14 protein-coding genes are annotated in these 19,263 nt (G+C 37.9%); 10 read left to right on the plus strand and 4 right to left on the minus strand.

The window, feature by feature from the left end; all coding sequences use genetic code 11:
- Window positions 1-46: 46 nt before the first annotated feature.
- Complete coding sequence (locus N0O92_RS21625; RefSeq protein WP_315616876.1) at window positions 47-1,654, minus strand: glycoside hydrolase family 43 protein; 1,608 nt, start codon at window positions 1,652-1,654, stop codon at window positions 47-49.
- A gap of 74 nt (window positions 1,655-1,728) precedes the next feature.
- Window positions 1,729-2,916, minus strand: a complete 1,188-nt coding sequence (locus N0O92_RS21630; RefSeq protein ID WP_315616878.1) for an ROK family transcriptional regulator — start codon at window positions 2,914-2,916, stop codon at window positions 1,729-1,731.
- A 263-nt stretch (window positions 2,917-3,179) separates the two neighbouring features.
- On the opposite strand from N0O92_RS21630, the gene N0O92_RS21635 reads away from it, so the two are divergent.
- From N0O92_RS21635 to N0O92_RS21645, 3 genes are all read left to right on the plus strand, one after another.
- Entirely contained in the window at window positions 3,180-4,502 is a 1,323-nt protein-coding gene (locus tag N0O92_RS21635; protein ID WP_315616879.1) for an extracellular solute-binding protein, read from the plus strand.
- Window positions 4,503-4,618: 116 nt separating this feature from the next.
- Window positions 4,619-5,497 (plus strand): carbohydrate ABC transporter permease, encoded by an 879-nt coding sequence (locus N0O92_RS21640; RefSeq protein WP_315616881.1) that lies wholly within the window; start codon window positions 4,619-4,621, stop codon window positions 5,495-5,497.
- A gap of 15 nt (window positions 5,498-5,512) precedes the next feature.
- Window positions 5,513-6,334, plus strand: coding sequence for a carbohydrate ABC transporter permease (locus N0O92_RS21645; RefSeq protein ID WP_315616884.1), 822 nt, complete (start codon window positions 5,513-5,515; stop codon window positions 6,332-6,334).
- Window positions 6,335-6,370: 36 nt separating this feature from the next.
- Here the strand turns inward: N0O92_RS21645 and N0O92_RS21650 are convergent, their stop codons facing one another.
- A complete protein-coding gene (locus N0O92_RS21650; RefSeq protein ID WP_315616886.1) occupies window positions 6,371-6,979 on the minus strand; it encodes a YesL family protein in 609 nt (202 codons plus the stop codon).
- Between the two features lie 150 nt (window positions 6,980-7,129).
- On the opposite strand from N0O92_RS21650, the gene xylB reads away from it, so the two are divergent.
- The 5 genes from xylB to N0O92_RS21675 all read left to right on the plus strand — a co-directional run bounded on the left by xylB (window position 7,130) and on the right by N0O92_RS21675 (window position 15,080).
- Window positions 7,130-8,629 carry a xylulokinase gene (xylB, locus tag N0O92_RS21655; RefSeq protein WP_315616888.1) on the plus strand — a complete coding sequence of 500 codons (1,500 nt, stop codon included), beginning with the start codon at window positions 7,130-7,132 and terminating at the stop codon, window positions 8,627-8,629.
- A gap of 559 nt (window positions 8,630-9,188) precedes the next feature.
- Window positions 9,189-11,543 carry a nitrite reductase large subunit NirB gene (nirB, locus tag N0O92_RS21660; protein WP_315616890.1) on the plus strand — a complete coding sequence of 785 codons (2,355 nt, stop codon included), beginning with the start codon at window positions 9,189-9,191 and terminating at the stop codon, window positions 11,541-11,543.
- A 103-nt stretch (window positions 11,544-11,646) separates the two neighbouring features.
- Window positions 11,647-13,785, plus strand: a complete 2,139-nt coding sequence (nasC, locus tag N0O92_RS21665; protein ID WP_315616892.1) for an assimilatory nitrate reductase catalytic subunit NasC — start codon at window positions 11,647-11,649, stop codon at window positions 13,783-13,785.
- A 254-nt stretch (window positions 13,786-14,039) separates the two neighbouring features.
- Window positions 14,040-14,402 (plus strand): DUF4181 domain-containing protein, encoded by a 363-nt coding sequence (locus tag N0O92_RS21670; RefSeq protein ID WP_315616894.1) that lies wholly within the window; start codon window positions 14,040-14,042, stop codon window positions 14,400-14,402.
- A gap of 114 nt (window positions 14,403-14,516) precedes the next feature.
- Complete coding sequence (locus N0O92_RS21675; RefSeq protein ID WP_315616896.1) at window positions 14,517-15,080, plus strand: GNAT family N-acetyltransferase; 564 nt, start codon at window positions 14,517-14,519, stop codon at window positions 15,078-15,080.
- 65 nt (window positions 15,081-15,145) lie between these two features.
- Here the strand turns inward: N0O92_RS21675 and N0O92_RS21680 are convergent, their stop codons facing one another.
- Entirely contained in the window at window positions 15,146-16,663 is a 1,518-nt protein-coding gene (locus N0O92_RS21680; protein WP_315616898.1) for a NarK family nitrate/nitrite MFS transporter, read from the minus strand.
- 619 nt (window positions 16,664-17,282) lie between these two features.
- Between N0O92_RS21680 and cobA the strand changes: the two genes are divergently transcribed.
- Window positions 17,283-18,764, plus strand: a complete 1,482-nt coding sequence (cobA, locus tag N0O92_RS21685; protein ID WP_315616900.1) for a uroporphyrinogen-III C-methyltransferase — start codon at window positions 17,283-17,285, stop codon at window positions 18,762-18,764.
- A gap of 78 nt (window positions 18,765-18,842) precedes the next feature.
- Window positions 18,843-19,263 (plus strand): NAD(P)/FAD-dependent oxidoreductase (locus tag N0O92_RS21690; RefSeq protein WP_315616902.1); only part of this gene is annotated, 421 nt, incomplete at its 3' end.

Here is a 19,263-nt window from a genome sequence, read left to right on the forward strand (position 1 = left end):
AATAAACCCACATGTATTGACACATGTGGGTTTACTTGAATTAAACTTATTTTTCTTTATAAACAAAATAATCAAAGTCAGCGTGCAAGCTAGCGCCTGACGTATCTTGACACTGCATTCCAACGAATGCTCCTGTGAAGAAGCCGCCACCTTGGATGTAGTCATCAGACAATTTATAAGAGTAAAAGTCAACTGGGATCTCTGTCCAACTATTGCCGTCAAACGAATAGGAATAACGATATATGTTTGTGTTTACATCTACACGTAAATACACATATTCAACTTCTTCTGGAATAACAATTTCTTTGCCACGTAATGGCTGATCAAATGTAAAGTTATCGCATGTCATTAAATCTAAGATTCTGCCTTTTTCTTCATGCCATGTTACTTGAAGGGCTGTCCAGTTTTGCGTATTATAGTAGTTTACAAGACCAGCAGCCTGTTGGAATGTCTCTGGATCAAACGCTACCTTTGTTTCTGCTGTGAAATTAAAATGTTGCCAACGACGAGCTACATACGCTTGTGTGAACTTAGATGTTAATGATTCTTTTCCATAAAGACGTAAGTGCCCTGGATTATCTTTTAGTGATACTGTATTTTCTCCGAGAGGAATACGTAACGTTTGGAAATGTAAGTTCAATTCCTCTGCATCAAAATCATCTTTCTCGGCAATGTCTTCGTCCCATTTTACTTCATCAATGGCTGGGCCTTCTATTTCAAGGGAAGGTTGATTACCACCAACGACATATGGCCAGTCATCTTTCCATTCAAGGCGTTGAATCGCGGTTTCCCTCCCAAGTGGGCAGAAGCCTCTTGGATCTAATAATGCTTGGTCTTCTTTTGGTAGAGGTCTACCTGTTAAGTGTACAAGGAACCATTCATCCGTATGCGTTTGAACGATCGAAGCATGACCTGCTTTTTGAAGCGGGTTTCTCGGATAAGGAAAAGATGTAATTAAAGGATTTTCTGGGTGGACTTCATATGGACCCCATAAATCTTTTGAACGTGCGATTGTTGCTTGGTGATCGTATTTCGTTCCACCTTCTGCTGTAAGCAAGTAATAATACCCGTTCGCTTGATAAAGGTGAGGTGCTTCTGTTAACTTAATATCCGTTCCTTTAAAAATAACCTCTTTTTTGCCTACTAATTTCTTTTCTTCAACACTATATTCTTGAAGTACGATTCCATAAAAGTTATGGTGAGAAACGCGATGATCCCAAACCATGTTTACAAAGTATTTCTTGCCGTCTTCATGGTGGAATAATGAAGGATCAAAACCAGAACTATTCATATGAATGGGCTCAGACCATTCACCGTCGATCGTATCACATGTAACAAGGTAATTGTGGCAATCTTTCCATTGTCCCTCTGTTACCTTTACATCTGTATAAATAAGCCAAAACTTGCCGTCACTATAAGATAGAGCAGGTGCCCATACGCCGCCAGAGTCAGGGTTGCCCATCATATTTAATTGACTTAATCGATTTAAAGGTCGTGATACAAGTCTCCAATTTTTCAAATCTTTAGAATGATAGATTCCAACGCCAGGAAACCACTCAAACGTGGATACAGCGATATAATAGTCCTCTCCTGCACGGCAAATACTAGGATCTGGATTAAAGCCAGGTAAGATTGGATTTTGGATTTTAGTCATGATCATTTCCACCTTTATTTTTTATTTTATGAAACGCTTACAAAAAAACAAGAAAGATTGCCATTGAAAAATGGCTAATTTTCTTCTAAATTAATGGTTAAAAAATTCTCAGCAGAAAACGCTGCTACACCTAGGGCAGCGGATCTTTTTTCTAACTTAGAAAACTGAATTAGTAATCCTTCCTGCTGTGATGTAAAAGGATTTCTCGCTAAATTTTCTTTTAGTGAATCAGCAAGCCAAGTTTGGAGAGCAACCAAACGATTGCCAATAATGATCTGCTCTGGATTAAATGTATTAATGATATTTTTAATTCCTATAACTAAATATTCTCCGAGCTTCTCCATTAATTGAATCGTTTTTTCATCACCATCCTCAGCAAGTTGTGCTAAAGTTTCTAGGGTCAGCTCTTGTCCTTCTTCAATAGAAATATTCTGCTCAAAAGCCATTCTAAGTAATGCTTGTTCGGAGGCATATAATTCCCAACAGCCTTTATTTCCGCAATTACAAACGGGGCCGTCCATATTGATCGTCATATGGCCAAGCTCACCTGATAACCCGTTATGTCCTTTGTAGAGTTTTCCGTTTAAGATCAAACCTACACCAATCCCGATGCCGCCACTAATGTAAACAATGTTATTACATTCTTTTCCTGCACCGAATTTTTTTTCTCCATACGCACCCGCATTGGCTTCGTTTTTAAGCTTGACCGGTATGTTGTATCTTTCTTCGATGACACTTTGCAAGTCTACATTTTTCCACTTTAAATTTGGTGCTAATAAAATTTCTCCTGTTCTACTTACGGTACCAGGCACTCCAATCCCAATTCCTACCACGCCATAAGGACTTTGTGGCATAGCAGCAATTAAATCATCAATTACGTTAAAAAGGATTTCTAACGTTTGCTCAAAAGTGGGGTTTTGTACCTTTATAAGCTTTTCATTACAAATATTACCTTGTAAATCGGTAAGGATGGCGAGTACATAGTTAACGCCAATATCAATCCCAATAGAATAGCCAGCTGATTGATTAAAGAGCAACATCACAGGACGTCTCCCACCGCTTGAGACACCTGGACCTGATTCAAGAATCAACTGTTCTTCTAACAACTCATTAACGAGTGAAGAAACGGTCCCTTTATTTAATCCAGTTAAATTAGCGAGATCCGCGCGAGATATAGGGAAAGACTCCTTAATCGCATGAAGAACAAGAGATTTGTTTCTTTTTTTCACTACGTGCTGATTAAACGTTTGAGTCATTTTCATTTTAAAAACTCCACGCTTTCTGCTTTATTTTTTCTAAGGTTATCAAATTAATAAGAGTCATACAAGAAGTCTAAAAGGAAGAAAAAGCGGCGGTTATATATAGGAAAACAATGAAATACGAGCACTTCCTTTAGCTTAAGTATAACATGTATATTTTTATTATACACTTAGTTTATCCACTAGACAAACGATGTTTTACATGATATTCTGAATTTACAGTTAGCAAACGGCTAACATCTTTAAAACTTTAAGGGGGGAAAGTAATGTTTAAAAGGAAAGCGGTTACAACATTATTTACTTTAATGGCAGGTGCACTTATTGCTACAGGTTGTTCTTCAGATTCTACGGAAAGTAATGGTGGAGAAGGTGCTGCTCCCGAAAGCGGTTCAGGTGATACGGCTACAGTAGAATTTATGCACTTATGGCCACAAGGTAGTTCTGCAGAACATCATCGTATTGTAAATGAAATCATTGCAGATTTTGAAGCGGAGAATGGTAACATTTCAATTGATTTACAGGTACTAAGTAATGAACAGTATAAAGACCAAATCACGGTTCTTTCTGCTGCAAATGAGCTACCTGATGTTGGAATGACTTGGGCAGCTGGTTATTTAGATCCATTTGTTTCAGGTAATAAATTTGCTCCATTAGATGATTTACTAGAAGATGGTTTACGAGATGAATTTGTAGCTGGAACTCTTGAAGCCTATGAAAAAGATGGTCAATCTTACGGACTTCCTTTAGAGTTAAATACAGTTTACGTTTATTATAATAAAGCAATGTTTGAAGAGCATGGATTAGAAGCTCCAGAAACATATGAGGAGTTCGAACAAGTCATTGCTACATTAAATGAAAACAACGTACAGCCAATTGCATTAGGAAACAGAGATAGCTGGACAGGTTCTATGTGGTATATGTATTTCGCTGATAGAATTGGCGGTTCTGATTTATTAACAAACGCTATTGCAAGAGAAGCATCTTTCGAGGATCCAGCATTTGTTGAAGCGGCAGCAAAAGTACAAGAAATGGTTGATGCTAACTCATTTGTAAACGGATTCAACGGACTTGCGGATGAAGAAGCAAAAAGTATGTTTATGAACGAACAGTCTGCAATGTATATGATTGCAACTTGGGATCTTCCAAACTATACGACAAACGAAGATGTACCACAGGAATTCAGAGATAATGTTGGTTACTTCAAATTCCCTACTGTAGATGGAGAAGGAGACCATAACAGTTTTGTTGGTGGACCTGGAGTTGGATTGTTTGTTGCTGAAGATTCAGATGTTCAAGCAGAAGCAAAACAGTTTGCTGCTTATTTTGTAGAGCAATGGGGTTCAAGAGCAGTAGCTGAGGCTGGAGTTATTCCTGCAACAATCGTTGACGGTGATAGCCTAGATCTTCCTGATATGTATGTACAAGTATTACAAGATCTTAATGATGCAACAAACTTAACTCTATATGCTGACGTTCAAATGACAGCATCTGCTGCTCAAACTCATCTTGATTTAATCCAAGCTTTATTTGGAGGACAAATCACACCAGAAGACTTTGCTGCACAACAAGAAGCAGCTCTTGGAGAATAAGAAACTAGTAATATAGGTAACAAATAAAATAGTTTTTATGCATCCAGTAATAAGCGAAAAGGACAAATCCTTCACTGGGTTGTCCTTTTCTATCTTTTAAAGGGGGTTAATGCGGTATGAATAAAGTCATGTCAAATAAGTGGTTTATCACTTTGTATATTCTCCCTGCATTGTTGTTAGTTGGTGTTTTGATCTTCATTCCCTTAGTCTTGACAGGATATTATGGACTGATGAAATGGGACGGAATTGGAGCAATGCAGTTCATCGGTTTGGAAAACTATATCAATGTTTTACAGGACGGTAAGTTTTGGCAAAGTGCAGGACATTCTTTCTTGCTAGCACTGTTTTCAACGATAAGTCTAGTACTCTATTTGGCTGTTTCAATGATTTTAGCTTCGAAAATTAAGGGTGCTGATATTCTAAGAAAAATTTACTTAATTCCTATGCTTTTATCTTCAGTTGCCATCGCTCAGCTTTGGATTAAAGTGTATAATCCTTCAAATGGTATGTTAAATACCATAATTAGCTGGTTTGGAGTTCAAAATCCTCCACTATGGTTGGCTGATCCTAATATTGTCCTTTACTCTATTTTTATCCCAATTTTATGGCAATACGCTGGTTTTTATATTCTTATTTACTATGCTGCTCTAAAAGGGATTCCAGAGTCTATGGTTGAAGCTGCAAAAATTGATGGCGCAACACCATTTCAAATTGCAACCCGCATCAAGTTGCCTTTAATAATGGGTGTGGTTAAAGTAACTGTTGTCCTAGCGATTGTCGGTTCACTTAAATATTTTGATTTAATTTATGTTATGACAGGCGGAGGACCGAACGGAGCAAGTGAAGTTATGGCATCGTATATGTATAAACTCGCTTTTGGTAACTATAACTTTGGATACGGAAGTGCCGTTGGTTTCATGTTGCTTATTATTACGTTAATTGTAACTGTTATTATCCGGAAGCTTACAGCGGATAAAGAGGAGATCCAATATTAAAGGGAGGTTTATGTGATGGGACGAATAGGATACTTTTTATTATATTTTTGTTTAGGTGCTGTAGCCCTTTTTCAAATTTTCCCTATCATTTGGTTGTTCCTTTTCTCTTTAAAGAGCAATCAAGAGATTTTTGCAGGTTCACCTTTTGCATTGCCGCAAGAAATTAGATGGGAAAACTATTTAGCTGTTTGGGATGGTGGAATAGGAAACTATTTTTGGAATAGTGTTTGGATTACGGGAGTATCCATAGCGATCACACTTTTGTTTGCAAGTATGGCTGTTTTTGTTATTACACGAATGAAGTGGAAGCTCAGTAAACTAGTTCTAGGTTTATTTATGGTAGGATTAATGATTCCGATTCACTCAGCTTTGATTCCACTTTTTAGTATGTTCTTAAGTGTGAATTTGATTAATAACCCAATTTCAATTGTGTTAACTTATACGGCATACAACTTGCCAATTACGATGATGATTTTGCTCGGTTTTTATTATACGCTTCCTAAAGAAATTGAAGAAGCTGCCATTATTGACGGAGCATCTCTTCATAGAATGTTTTTTAGAATCATTTTACCGATTTCTGCACCAGTACTAGCAACAACGGCGATTATTAACATGATTTATAATTGGAATGAATTTGTTTTTGTTAATACATTCATTAGCTCAGATAGGTATAAAACATTAACAGTAGGAATTCAAAACTTCGTAGGTCAGTATATGACGGACTGGGGTGCAATTGGAGCGACTCTTGTTATTAGTGTATTACCAATCTTAATCGCATTTTTGTTCTTTAGTAATAAAATTGTCGAAGGTATTTCTTCTAGTGCGGTAAAAGGATAAAAAGAATCACCCGCCTTCTATAAGACAGGTGATTCGTTATCTTTTCTGTTTTTGTTCCATTTTGGCAAAGGCATGCAACGCAAACCATAAAGTAATAAAGCTATAAAAACTAGCACCAAAAGCAAGCCCTAAAGCTGGGATGACTGATACGATCGTATAGAAAGCTGCCAGGCTAATGATTATGAAAAAACTGTGTATCGGACTAACTAAGATCATGAAAAATGCATTTTTGATGATTTTTAAAACGTTTAAATCGTAATGAACATAAGTTGGAAAGATATAAATGATCAATAGAATAAAAAGCAGTAAACCGGCGAGCAGTGGGGCAGACGTCCAAGTTAGGAGTTCACCTATATTTGCATGGAGAAATATAAGATTAAATCCAACGATAAAAGCAATAAGGTAAAAAATGATTCCTAAGCGGTTGCTTTTCCAAAACTCCTCTTTAAAATAGTTCCAGAAGGAGGGGAAGATAGGCATATCTGAATTTCCTCTTAGCCACTGCCTGATCAGTGAAAACATGGCTACGGTTGCTGGAAACAAACCGAGGATAACGCCGCCAGCTAAGGTGAAGAAAATCCACAAGACATTAATGTAAGCAAATCGTGTAATCCATTCCAAAATACTGTATAAAGCTCGACCCATGGAAGTACCTCCCTAGTAAAAGAAACTCATCTCATTATAAAGGGAGAATAGAGTAATTTCCAGAAGAGTAAACAACTTTGTTTGTCTAATAAATGAACGAACTGTGAAGCAGAGTGAATGAATTACTTTCAAATCGAGGAGTGAGGATTCATGAAACACGTTATTGGAGTAGATTTAGGTACAAGTGCTGTTAAAATTCTACTTGTCAATCAATTAGGTGAAGTGGTAAAAGAAGTTTCAAAAGATTATCCGTTAATTCAAGAAAAAGCCGGCTATAGTGAACAAGACCCAGAAGAGTGGGTAAATCAGACTGTCGCTGGATTACAAGAGTTGTTAGAAACGATGTCAGAAGACAAAAGTAGTATTGAAGGCATAAGTTTTTCAGGACAAATGCATGGACTTGTGTTGTTGGATCAAGACAACAAACCACTCCGTAATGCCATTTTATGGAATGACACGAGAACAACTGCAGAATGTCAGGAAATTTATCAAAAAGTGGGAGAAAGCAAGTTATTAGAAATAACGAAAAACCCTGCTTTAGAAGGCTTTACTTTGCCAAAGATTTTATGGGTGAAAAAGAATGAACCAGAGCTTTTTGCAAAAGCGAGCGTTTTCGTTCTTCCAAAGGATTATGTCCGTCTTAAACTCACAGGGAACGTGCATATGGATTATTCCGATGCAGCAGGGACTTTGTTGTTGGATGTAGCAAGTAAAGAGTGGAGCCATGAGCTTTGCGAATTGTTTGAACTACATGCTGATTTCTGTCCACCGCTAGTTCAGTCGCATGATCAAGTTGGCGTCATTCTACCAGAGGTTTCCAAACGTACAGGTCTCTCAGAAGATACTCGTGTGTTTGCAGGAGGAGCTGATAATGCGTGTGGTGCAATTGGCTCAGGAATTCTTGAAGAAGGGAAGACATTAGCAAGCATTGGAACGTCAGGTGTTGTTTTATCCTATGAATCGGATGGAAGCAAAGATTTTCAAGGAACCGTTCATTATTTTAACCACGGTGCTCCCGATGCTTTCTATACAATGGGCGTAACCCTTGCTGCTGGATATAGTCTTAGCTGGTTTAAACAAACGTTTGCCCAAGATGAGAGTTTTACAGATCTGTTAGCAGACGTAGACACGGTTCCTCCAGGGGCGAATGGACTTTTGTTTACCCCTTATTTAGTTGGTGAACGAACACCACATGTTGATGCTGCGATTCGAGCTAGTTTTATCGGGATAGACAGCTCTCATGAAAAGAAGGATTTTACACGTGCCGTCCTTGAAGGGATCACCTTCTCATTACATGAATCGGTTGAAATCTTTAGAAATCAAGGCAAAAAAATAGACTCAGTCATTTCAATCGGTGGCGGTGCAAAGAACGAAGCATGGCTTCAAATGCAAGCAGATATATTTGATGCCAAAATTGTGAAGCTCTCAAGTGAACAAGGACCTGGAATGGGGGCAGCGATGCTTGCCGCATTCGGATGTGGCTGGTTTGAATCATTGAAGGATTGTGCAGATGGATTCTTGAAGGTCGATAAGGAATATGTACCAAAAGAAGAGAATGTAGAGCAATACAAGGAATTGTTCCGCCTTTATCAAACGGTTTATACACAAACGAAGGATTTGAATAAAGAGTTAGTGAAATTTAGGAAATAATAAGAGTTGTCTCAAAGGTTACTAGCTGACTTTTGGGGCGACTCTTTTTTTGTTTTTAGCTATAAGTACATAAAGCGGCACCTGAACAAAATAACGATAAGGTCTTTACGTTTCGATCGTTAACCTGTTTGAGGACGTGAGAAAAGAAAGGGGAGAAAACGAGAGCTGCAACAGTGGTGTTTGAGGTTGTGAAAGAGGAGAAAAGAAAAAAAGACGGCCGCAATCTTAAGGTTGTCTAAGAAATATCGGATTAGATAATAATAGAAACGGTTGATGATGCCACGAAGGTAAAAAAATCCAAAAAACTCCTATTGCGCTTTGCTAATACAATAGGGGTTTTTTCGTTCATGCTATTCGGTAACCCCTTTTCCGTACAATCATTTGATTTCTATGTCATTTCTTCTGACATACTCAAAGTTTTATAAGGTAATTTTAGATACACTTATAACGATGAAGAAATTTATAACAGGTAAATAGCATGTATCTTTCTAAAATGGTTTAAAGGTTTATATATCAATGATAGACAGTGATAAATATTTCATTCTGGAGGGTTTCTAAGATGAAAAAGCAAAAATTAGTCTTAATTGGAAACGGCATGGCGGGTATTAACTGCATTGAGGAAATCTTAAAGAATAGTTCTACTATGTTTGATATTACGGTGTTTGGAAGTGAACCACATTATAATTATAACCGAATCATGTTATCAACCGTTCTACAAGGCGACACGAAAGTAGACGACATTACGCTTCATGATCGTTCTTGGTATAAGCAGCATCAAATAGAACTGTATACCGGAGAAACGGTGATAAAGGTTGACACAGATAAAAAGGTAATAAGAACAGATAAAAATAGAGAGGTTCCATATGACAAATTGATTTTTGCTACAGGTTCTGTGCCTTTTATGCTGCCTATTCCGGGTGCAGATAAAGAAGGAGTTGTAGCATTTCGGACTATAGAGGATTGTCAGAAGATTATTAATATATCAAACAATCATAAGAAAGCAGTTGTGATCGGTGGCGGATTACTTGGTTTAGAGGCTGCTAGAGGATTGCTTAATCTTGGGATGGAAGTCGATGTCGTTCATCTTGCTAAACATGTGATGGAAAGACAGTTAGATCAAACCGCAGCGCAACTCCTTCAACAAGAACTAAAAGAGCAAGGAATGAATTTTTTACTAGAAAAAGTGACAGAAGAGATTGTCGGGGGCTCGCGAGTAGAAGGTCTACGCTTTAAGGATGGTTCAGTTGTGGAAGCAGATGCAGTCATTATGGCAGTGGGGGTAAGGCCAAATGTGCAAATGGCTATGGATAGTGGAATTGAAGTAAATAGAGCCATTGTCGTAAATGATTATTTACAAACTAGTACTCCGGATATTTATGCGGTTGGGGAGTGTGTCGAACATAGAGGCACGGTGTATGGATTAGTAAAACCACTGTATGAGCAAGGGAGAATACTAGCTAAACATATTTGTGAGATAGAAGAGGTAGGGTATCAGGGGTCGACTCTATCAACCCAGCTAAAAATTTCAGGTGTGGATGTTTTTTCAGTTGGTCAATTTCAGCCGGATGAAGCGAGCAAAATGATTACTCAATATGATGAACTTGCTGGAATTTATAAAAAGATTGTTCTAAAAGATGAGAAAATCATAGGTTCTGTGTTATTTGGGGACACAAAGGCTGGCAATAAGTTATTAGAGATGGTTAGCAAACAAAAAGTGATCACAGATGAAGAGAAAATGCTGATTTTGCAAGCATCGAACGAGGAATCTCAGGTTGCTGCTATGGAACAAACAGATCTCATTTGTCTTTGTAATGGTGTAACGAAAGGAACCATTATTGAAGCATGTCAAACACAGGGGCTTACAACTGCTGAAGAAGTGAAAAAATGTACAAAAGCATCCAGTGCTTGTGGCGGTTGCAAGCCGTTAGTGAACGATTTGCTTGCTTATGTGCAAAGTGATGAATTTGATGAAGTAATTGAAAAAGAGACGATGTGTGGCTGTACGACTTTAACGGACGAAGAAATTGTTATGGAAATGCAGCTAAGGGAGTTAGCATCTGTTCAAGAGGTGATGAAGAAACTTAACTGGAAAAAAGAACATGGCTGCTCGGTTTGCCAACCTGCTTTGCAATACTATTTGGGAATGATTTACCCAGAGTATGAAACGAAACAAGAGTCTCTTTTTATCAATGAACGGATGAACGCTACGTTGCAAGAAGATGGAACGTATTCGGTGACACCGCAAATGTACGGGGGAATGACGACTGCAGAAGAACTTCGAAAAATTGCAAATGTAATTGATAAATATCAAGTACCCAATGTTGCGATAACGAGTGAACAAAGAGTTCATCTTATGGGAATAAAAGAGGAGCAACTTGAGTCGTTGTGGAAAGACTTAGACTTGCCATTAAGCAGTACGTATGGAAATACAGTTCAAAATATTAAGACATGTATTGGCGAGACTGTTTGTAAGTGTGATAAACAAGAGGCCCTAGGTCTAGCTGTGGAAATAGAGAAGAAAACAGACTATTTGACAACCCCATATCGTATTAAAATGGGTATCTCTGCTTGTATGCATAATGGTGCGGGGTCTACAACAAAAGATATTGGGATCATTCAGTTTGATAGAGGATGGGAAGTCTACGTTGGAGGAAGTAGTGGAAGAAATGCAAGACCTGCTCAGCTTCTCTGTGTTGCAGAAACAAAAATAGAAGCTTATGAGATTGTTCTTGGGTTTATTCAATATTACAGAGAAACAGCTAAATATGCAGAACGCTCATGGGAGTGGATTGACCGTATTAACTTATTGCATATTAGAGAAGTTTTATTCGATCAAGATTTAAGAGAACAACTAATTGAGGATCTAGAATACGATACGTACCAAAACAAGAAGGTGTTATTAAGTAATAAGTAGTCTTCCGAATTTTCAAAGGAATACGAAGCAGGAACGAGATCTTTTTCCGCCCATAACCCTCCTGTCTAAATGCGACAAATAAACTTGCAAAGGATGAGACAACGTGACAGAAATGTTACTCAGGTATTTTAGGAAAAAACAACAACAGGTAGAGACAGAGAAAGTCTATGATACACAATGTCCATTTTGTAGTATGCAATGCAAAATGCAGTTGATAGAACAATCGACGGTTACAAGAAAGACGTACAAGACCGTTGGAAAAGATAACCCTACCTCAGAAGGGCGTCTTTGTATAAAAGGGTTAAATGCCCATCAGCATGCTGTTCACAACGATAGAATTAAGCATCCTCTATTAAAGGTCGATGGTGAGTTTGTTCCCATTTCTTGGGGAGAAGCGATTGCTCTTATTAAAGAAAAATTCACAGAAATCCAAGAAAACCATGGGAAAGATGCCCTTTCTGTTTATGGAAGTGCGACAATCACAAATGAAGAAGCATACCTGTTAGGAAAGTTTGCACGAGTCGCACTAGGAACCAAGTATATTGATTACAATGGTCGTCTCTGTATGTCGGCGGCTGCTTCAGCGGCTGCTCAAACATTTGGGATGGATCGTGGGTTCACGAATACGATTCAAGAAATTCCGCATTCAAGATGCCTCATTCTAGCAGGAACCAATATTGCAGAATGTCAGCCGACGATTATGCCTTATTTTGAAAAAGCAAAAGAAAATGGTTCGTTTATTATCGCCATTGATCCCCGGGAGACAGCCACCACTAAAATGGCAGATTTGCATTTAAAAGTGAAGCCTGGAATGGATGCCGCGCTTGCTAACGGACTATTAAAAGTCATTATCGAAGAAGGATTAGTAGATGATCAGTTTATTAGTAAAAATGTTAATGGTTTTGAGGAAGTAAAACAATATGTTTCTACACTAGATCTGCAAGAAATTGCTGAGCAAACAGGCGTCCCGATTGAACAGATTACAAAAGCTGCAACTGTGTTTGGGAAAGAAGAGTCTGGTATGATCTTTACCGCTAGAGGGATTGAGCAGCAAACGGATGGTTCGACTTCTGTTCGGAATTTCTTGAATATCCTTTTAGCAACAGGGAAGATTGGAAAAGAATTTTCTGGTTATGGAGCGGTCACAGGACAGGGCAATGGGCAAGGTGCGAGAGAGCATGGACAGAAGGCAGACCAATTGCCGGGGTATCGTTCCATTGAGAATGAAGAACACCGGAAGTACATTGCGAATGTGTGGGGAATTCATGAGCGAGATCTACCGAGAAAAGGGGTATCTGCCTTTGAGATGATTCAAAAGGTAGATCAAGGCGAGATAAAAGGGATGTTCTTAATGTGTTCAAACCCAGTAGTCTCCAATCCAAGTGCAGAGTTCGTGAAAGAAGCGTTACAAAAGCTAGAATTTTTTGTAGCAGTTGATATGTTTATATCAGAATCAGCAAGATTAGCAGATTTGATTTTGCCAACAACCTCTTATTTAGAGACACCTGGAACGATGACGAATGTAGAAGGACGCGTTACACTTCGTGAAGCAAACTTTCCTGTTCGAGGAGAAGCTAAGCACGATTGGCAAATTATTTGTGAAGTGGCAGAGGCCCTTGGCAAAGGAAAGTACTTCTCATTTGAATCTCCAGAAGAAATATTTAATGAGTTACGTGAAGCAACACGTGGTGGAATTGCTGATTACTCTGGAATAACGTATGAGAGATTACGACAGGAGAAAGGCATCTTGTGGCCATGCCCGGATGAACAGCATTCTGGGACGAAACGACTGTTTGAACAAGGATTTGCTCACGCAGACAAAAAGGCAAAAATGGTTGTCGTACCGAATGTACCAGAAATTCCTAAAGAACAGCCATGTGACGAATTTCCTTTATACTTAACAACAGGAAGGGTCATGTCTCACTATTTAACAGGGGTTCAAACAAGAAAGAGTTCGACCCTTGCGGCTAGAGAATTTGAATCCTATATGGAAATTCACCCTTCTACAGCTGAGAAATTCCACATTAAAGATCATACATTAGTCAAGATCGAGTCCAAAAGAGGGAGCATTGTTGTCAGAAGTAAGTGGTCACAATCGATTCGAAAAGATACGGTGTTTGTTCCATTTCATTGGGCCGATTCACAAAATGTAAACCGTCTCGTCTCTAAGAAACTAGATCCTACTTGTAGAATGCCAGGTTTTAAAGTGAGTGCAGTGAATATTAGTCCAGTTGCCAATTAGCCAGAACGCTCTAGGCAGTCAAAGCATTTATGAGCCTCTGAGTGGTTCAGGGGTAGAATCCAAAATATCATTCTTTTAAGACCAATTCGCTAAGAGTTGGTCTATTTGTTTTACGTTTTTATATAATGTTTTAGCATTTATTTTGAACTTTTTTCCAAATGGTGGCTTAGATTTGTTACGATTACTATACATTCCTCTTATCCTTATCTTTGAAACAAGGGTTTTAATTGATTGTCTAGAAGGGTGTGTCCTATATGGTGTTAATTTTGGTTAGTATAATTGCAATCTTTATCTTAGATCAATTCATTAATAGAAGATTAATTAAAAGGAAGAATATTGAAGTCCCTGAATTAAAATTTCGACGTGTCAATCGGATCCACGAAAATGGTGAGAAGATCCTTTATTTTGTAAATCTGCTTGTAATGATTCAAGCAATCATGTTCTCTCCTCATCTTCGTATTTTTATTTTTATCGGACCGGGTTTCATGTTTGCTTTTCGTACATTTATGGAATGGAAATATGCAGCAGATAAACAAACATACCTTCTAAGTGGAGTTACTTGTGGATTATTTATTATTGGCTCGGTCGTTTTTGCTGTTATAGACGCTTTTACATGATAACTGTTGTAACTAATTAATCGTTTGTGAGTTCCTAGTATTAGTATAGAAAAGTACTTAACTAATTCAGAACGGACATTGGTTTAAAAATATTAATAGAGTTGGTGAAAAAAAATGAACCCATTGTTAATCGAGTTCCCCACTGAGTTTTATTCTGAAAGATTGTTAATACGAATGCCAAAACCTGGAGATGGAAAAGTAGTATGTGAAGCCATTCAAGCGTCATTGAACGAACTTAAACCTTGGATGCCCTTTGCACAAAACGAACAATCCGAACAAGAGACTGAAATTAACGTTAGAAGTGCTTATGTGAAATTTATTAATCGTGAGGATTTAAGGTTTCATGTTTTTCTTAAAGACACAGGTGAGTTTATTGCTTCCTCTGGGTTACATCGTATTAATTGGGAAGTTCCAAAGTTTGAGATAGGCTACTGGATTGACAGTCGATATAGTGGGAAAGGATACATAACGGAAGCTGTACAAGAAATCTCCCATTTTGCATTTACTGAGCTAAGAGCTAGAAGGATAGAAATACGGTGTGATTCGAAAAATGAAAAAAGTCGTAAGGTTCCTGAACGGCTAGGATTTGACTTAGAAGGTGTTTTGAGAAATGATGCCATGTCAGCTGATGGAAAAGAACTTAGAGATACCTGTATATATGCAAAGGTAAAGCAATAAACGTACTCTGTTGTCCAAAGAAAAGCAACGTTTGAAGAGTGTTCCAAACGTTGCTTTTCCTTTGGTTAAAGTGCTTTTTTCTCTAAGTTGCTTTTCGCAAGCGCGGCATCTGCATTTGCTTGCTCTTTTAATTCAGCCTCTGTTAAATAGTATTCATCTTCAAATGAGTTTTTCGGCTCTTCTAGAGTAAAGAAGCAGATCAGGAAACTTACAAACGCACCTGTTGCTAAAATGAAGAAAAATTGTTGTGGTGTAACAAATGTGTATAAAGTTAAGTAAATAGTTGCCCCCACGTTCCCATAAGCTCCAGACATCCCTGCAATTTGGCCAGTAACACGTTTTTTGATCATCGGTATAACAGCGAATGTCGCTCCTTCAGCACCTTGGATGAACATAGAAGTAAGAACTGTAATGGCAATAGCAAGAACTAAAGGCCAACTTGAATCCATAAAGCCCATCATTAATAGACCAATAGAAATACCAAACATATAGACGAGCATAACATTACGACGACTTCCCATGCGATCAGATAAAACGCCGCCTAATGGACGAGCAATTAAATTTACAAAAGCAAATGTTGATGCAATAAGACCAGCTTGAGCTGCGGAAAGCGAAAATGTTAATTGAAAAAACATAGGTAGCATGGAAATAATCGCAAGCTCTGCGCCAAAATTGGCAAAGTACGTACTATTTAGCGCTCCAACATTTTTGAATTTATATTTGTCTTCTTCTGGTACCCCTTTTTTCAGTCGCGGAACATTCACTTTTAAAATGTTATATAGTTGATAAATGACAACAAGTACAATGACAGCATAGATGATGTAAAGGACTTCTCTTGACATAAAACCTAAGCCTTCTAAACGCCAAGCACTGACTGCAAGTGCTCCTCCTAAAGGAATCGTCCAAACAATCAGTTGAACTAGGTCGCCCCAACTACTAACTTCAAGAGCAGATGCTTTTTTCGGTTTCACTAAAGCTTTTCCTTCAGGAGTATCTCTCACACAAATATAATAAATGATTCCGTATATAAAACAGATCACCCCTGTAAGAGCAAGGGCATACCTATACCCATTGTCGCCACCAAACATGGTAAGAGCAAACCAAGGTAAGATCATAGCCGCGGCAGCGGAACCGAAATTGCCCCATCCCCCATAAATTCCTTCTGCAAACCCTACATGTTTAGGAGGGAACCATTCGGCAACCATACGAATTCCAATAACAAAACTAGCTCCAATACTACCTAGAATTAAACGAGAAATCATAAGTTGTGCCCACGTATCACCAAAAGCAAAGGTGATAGCAGGAATGGACATTATGATTAATAGGCCAGAGTAAACAATTCTTGGACCATATCGATCTAGTAATGATCCAATGATAATTCGAGCAGGAATCGTTAGAACAACGTTACAAATCCCTAGAGCCGCAATATGTTGAGGGGTTAACCAGCCCATATCATCCATCATCGTTGTTGCTAGTGGCGCCATACTATACCAGGCGAAAAAGGAAACAAAAAAGGCAAACCAAGTAAAATGTAGTACCTTAACACGCTCACTTTTAAATTTAAAAATCTCTGTAACAGTCATAAATGAAGACCCTCCTTATGAAATCATGTTTTCTTAAAAGATAAAAGGCATTTGAGCTTTCGTATTTCCAAAATCAGTGTTGGTGTAGTAGAGATGTCATTCATAAATTAAGTAAATACACATTTCAATAGAGGCCTCCTCTTGATTACTTTTGAACTTATTTGCAATTGCATACGTTACAATCTTTGTTGGTTTCGGTTGATGAAGAATCCCTACACGTAATTAAAAAACCTTTTTATATACAGGTTTTCGAGTATTTACTCATAAACGAGTATTTTGATTACGTCTTCTATGTTTACATTTGTTTTTGTTGTTGTCAGAAAAGTCGGAAGAATATCTAACAGAGTTTTTACCGAGGTTCATTTGTAAGGGTTTTCACTGAAAGTAAGGGCTTTTCAACGCTTATTGAGGTTTTGAAAAAAATAAAATGATTTGCAAAATCAACTATTGTTGATTTTGAGAGGTAGTCAGGAACTTTCTTATAGTAAGTGAAGAAAGGAATGCAAAAACCATGTCAGATTAAGTGACATGATATAACATGCATTCAAAATGTTGGTTTAGGATAATACATATAATTCAAATAATTCTTTCAGAATTCATGACAAAGGGGGAGTGATTAATGAATAAAGGAATGGTCTACTTCGTTGGGGCTGGTCCAGGAGATATTGATTTGATGACAGTAAAAGGGAAAAAAGTCCTGCAACAGGCAGACGTAGTCATTTTTGATCGATTAATCAATCCTTTTCTGTTAACAGATGTAAAAGAAGACGCCAAATTAATCTATTGTGGGAAACAACCATGCAAACACACTCTTAGACAAGAAGACATTCAAAAGGAAATTCTTATTCATGCTAGAAAAGGAAAAACCGTTGTCCGCTTAAAAGGTGGAGATCCTGCTGTTTTCGGAAGAGTGGGAGAAGAGGCAGAGCAGTTAGCCGAAAATCATATTAACTATGAAATCATTCCTGGTATTACAGCAGGCATTGCAGCTAGCATGTATGCGGGTGTTCCCATCACACATCGTAATCATTCAAAATCGTTTGCCGTTGTGACGGGCCATGGTAGCAAGGAAGATGGCACACCACAAATTGAATGGGATTCTCTCTCAAAGGGTGTTGAAACCATTGTTTTTTATATGGGTGTAAAGCATTTGAAAACAATAGCGACACAATTAACGAAACATGGAAAATCAAAAGAAACGGCAGTATTAGTTGTACAGTGGGGAACCTACAGCAAACAAAAAACGGTTGAAGGGACCCTTGCTACGATTGCTAATAAAGTGGAGCAAGCTAACGTAACGAACCCAGCCATAATTGTAGTAGGGGATGTTGTGAAACTACGGAACAAATTAGCTTGGTTTGATAATAAACCATTAACAGGGAAAGGCATTCTTATTCCTTCAAAACAATTGGAGAATAAAGAACTTGTTGCAACTCTTAAAAAACATGGTGCTGATGTGTTTGAACATGAATTGTTTACTGAAGAGAAAGTAAAAGACACTCTTTCCTTTAAACAACTAACAGAAGCTTCGAGTGAGCAGGAACTAGTTTTCCTTTCTGCGCAAAGTGTTGATCTGTTTCTGAAAGCTCTAGGAGAACATGAACTAGATCTCCGGGATATAAAATCTACCTTTGTATCAGTAAATCAAGAGGTAAAAACAAGGTTACAAATGGTTGGTTTACCATCCTTTCTCCTAGAAGAAAAAGCGTTGTCAGATCCGATTGTAGTAGGTAGGGAGATAGAAATAGAAACTTTTAACTGGCAATACTCGAAATCGCTGAAGAATCTAATGGTTGCTAAAAAGAAAGTAGTCAACAAAGATATTGAATCATTTACTAGGCTAATAGAAGAAGAGCATGTTAATACGATTTTACTTACAAACCATGTTGATGTTTTAACCTTTTTATCCTTTCTAACAGTAAGTGGGGTATCAAAAGAGAAAGTACTAAAAAAGGTAAAAGTGGTTTGTAATGGTCGAGAAGCAAGTTTGTTAGTAAAGGCAAATAAGATTCCAATTGATCAAGTTCTAGAAAAGAATGACCTTGCTCAAATCGTTGAAATATTAGAAGAAACGTCTTTGATAAAAGAAAGTCTTTCATAATGTACGATTGAAAACTGAGATTGAGATAGTAAAGGAGAGATCGTTGTGAGACAAAAACTAGTACTAATTGGAAATGGAATGGCCGGTGTACGTACGATTGAAGAAATCCTAAAGAACGATCCTGACCGTTTTGACATTACCATTTTTGGTGAAGAACCGCATCCGAACTATAATCGAATTTTGCTATCTTCGGTTCTTCAAGGAGATACAACCGTTGATGATATCGTCTTAAATGAGTATAGCTGGTATGAGGAAAATCAAATTGAGCTTGTAACAGGGGACCCAGTTGTCAAAGTAGATACAGAGAAGCAAGTGGTTGTAAGTCAAAACGGAATCAAACGTCCTTACGATAAGCTCATTTTTGCGACTGGTTCGAATCCGTTTATGCTGCCGCTACCTGGTGCTGACAAAGAAGGCGTGATTGCGTTTCGTAACATAAAAGACTGTGAGACGATGATTGATACATCGAAAAAGTATAAGCGTGCAACGGTTATCGGCG

This window comes from Alkalihalobacillus sp. MEB130, assembly GCF_032335535.1.
Taxonomy (GTDB): Bacteria; Bacillota; Bacilli; order Bacillales; family Bacillaceae_D; genus Halalkalibacter.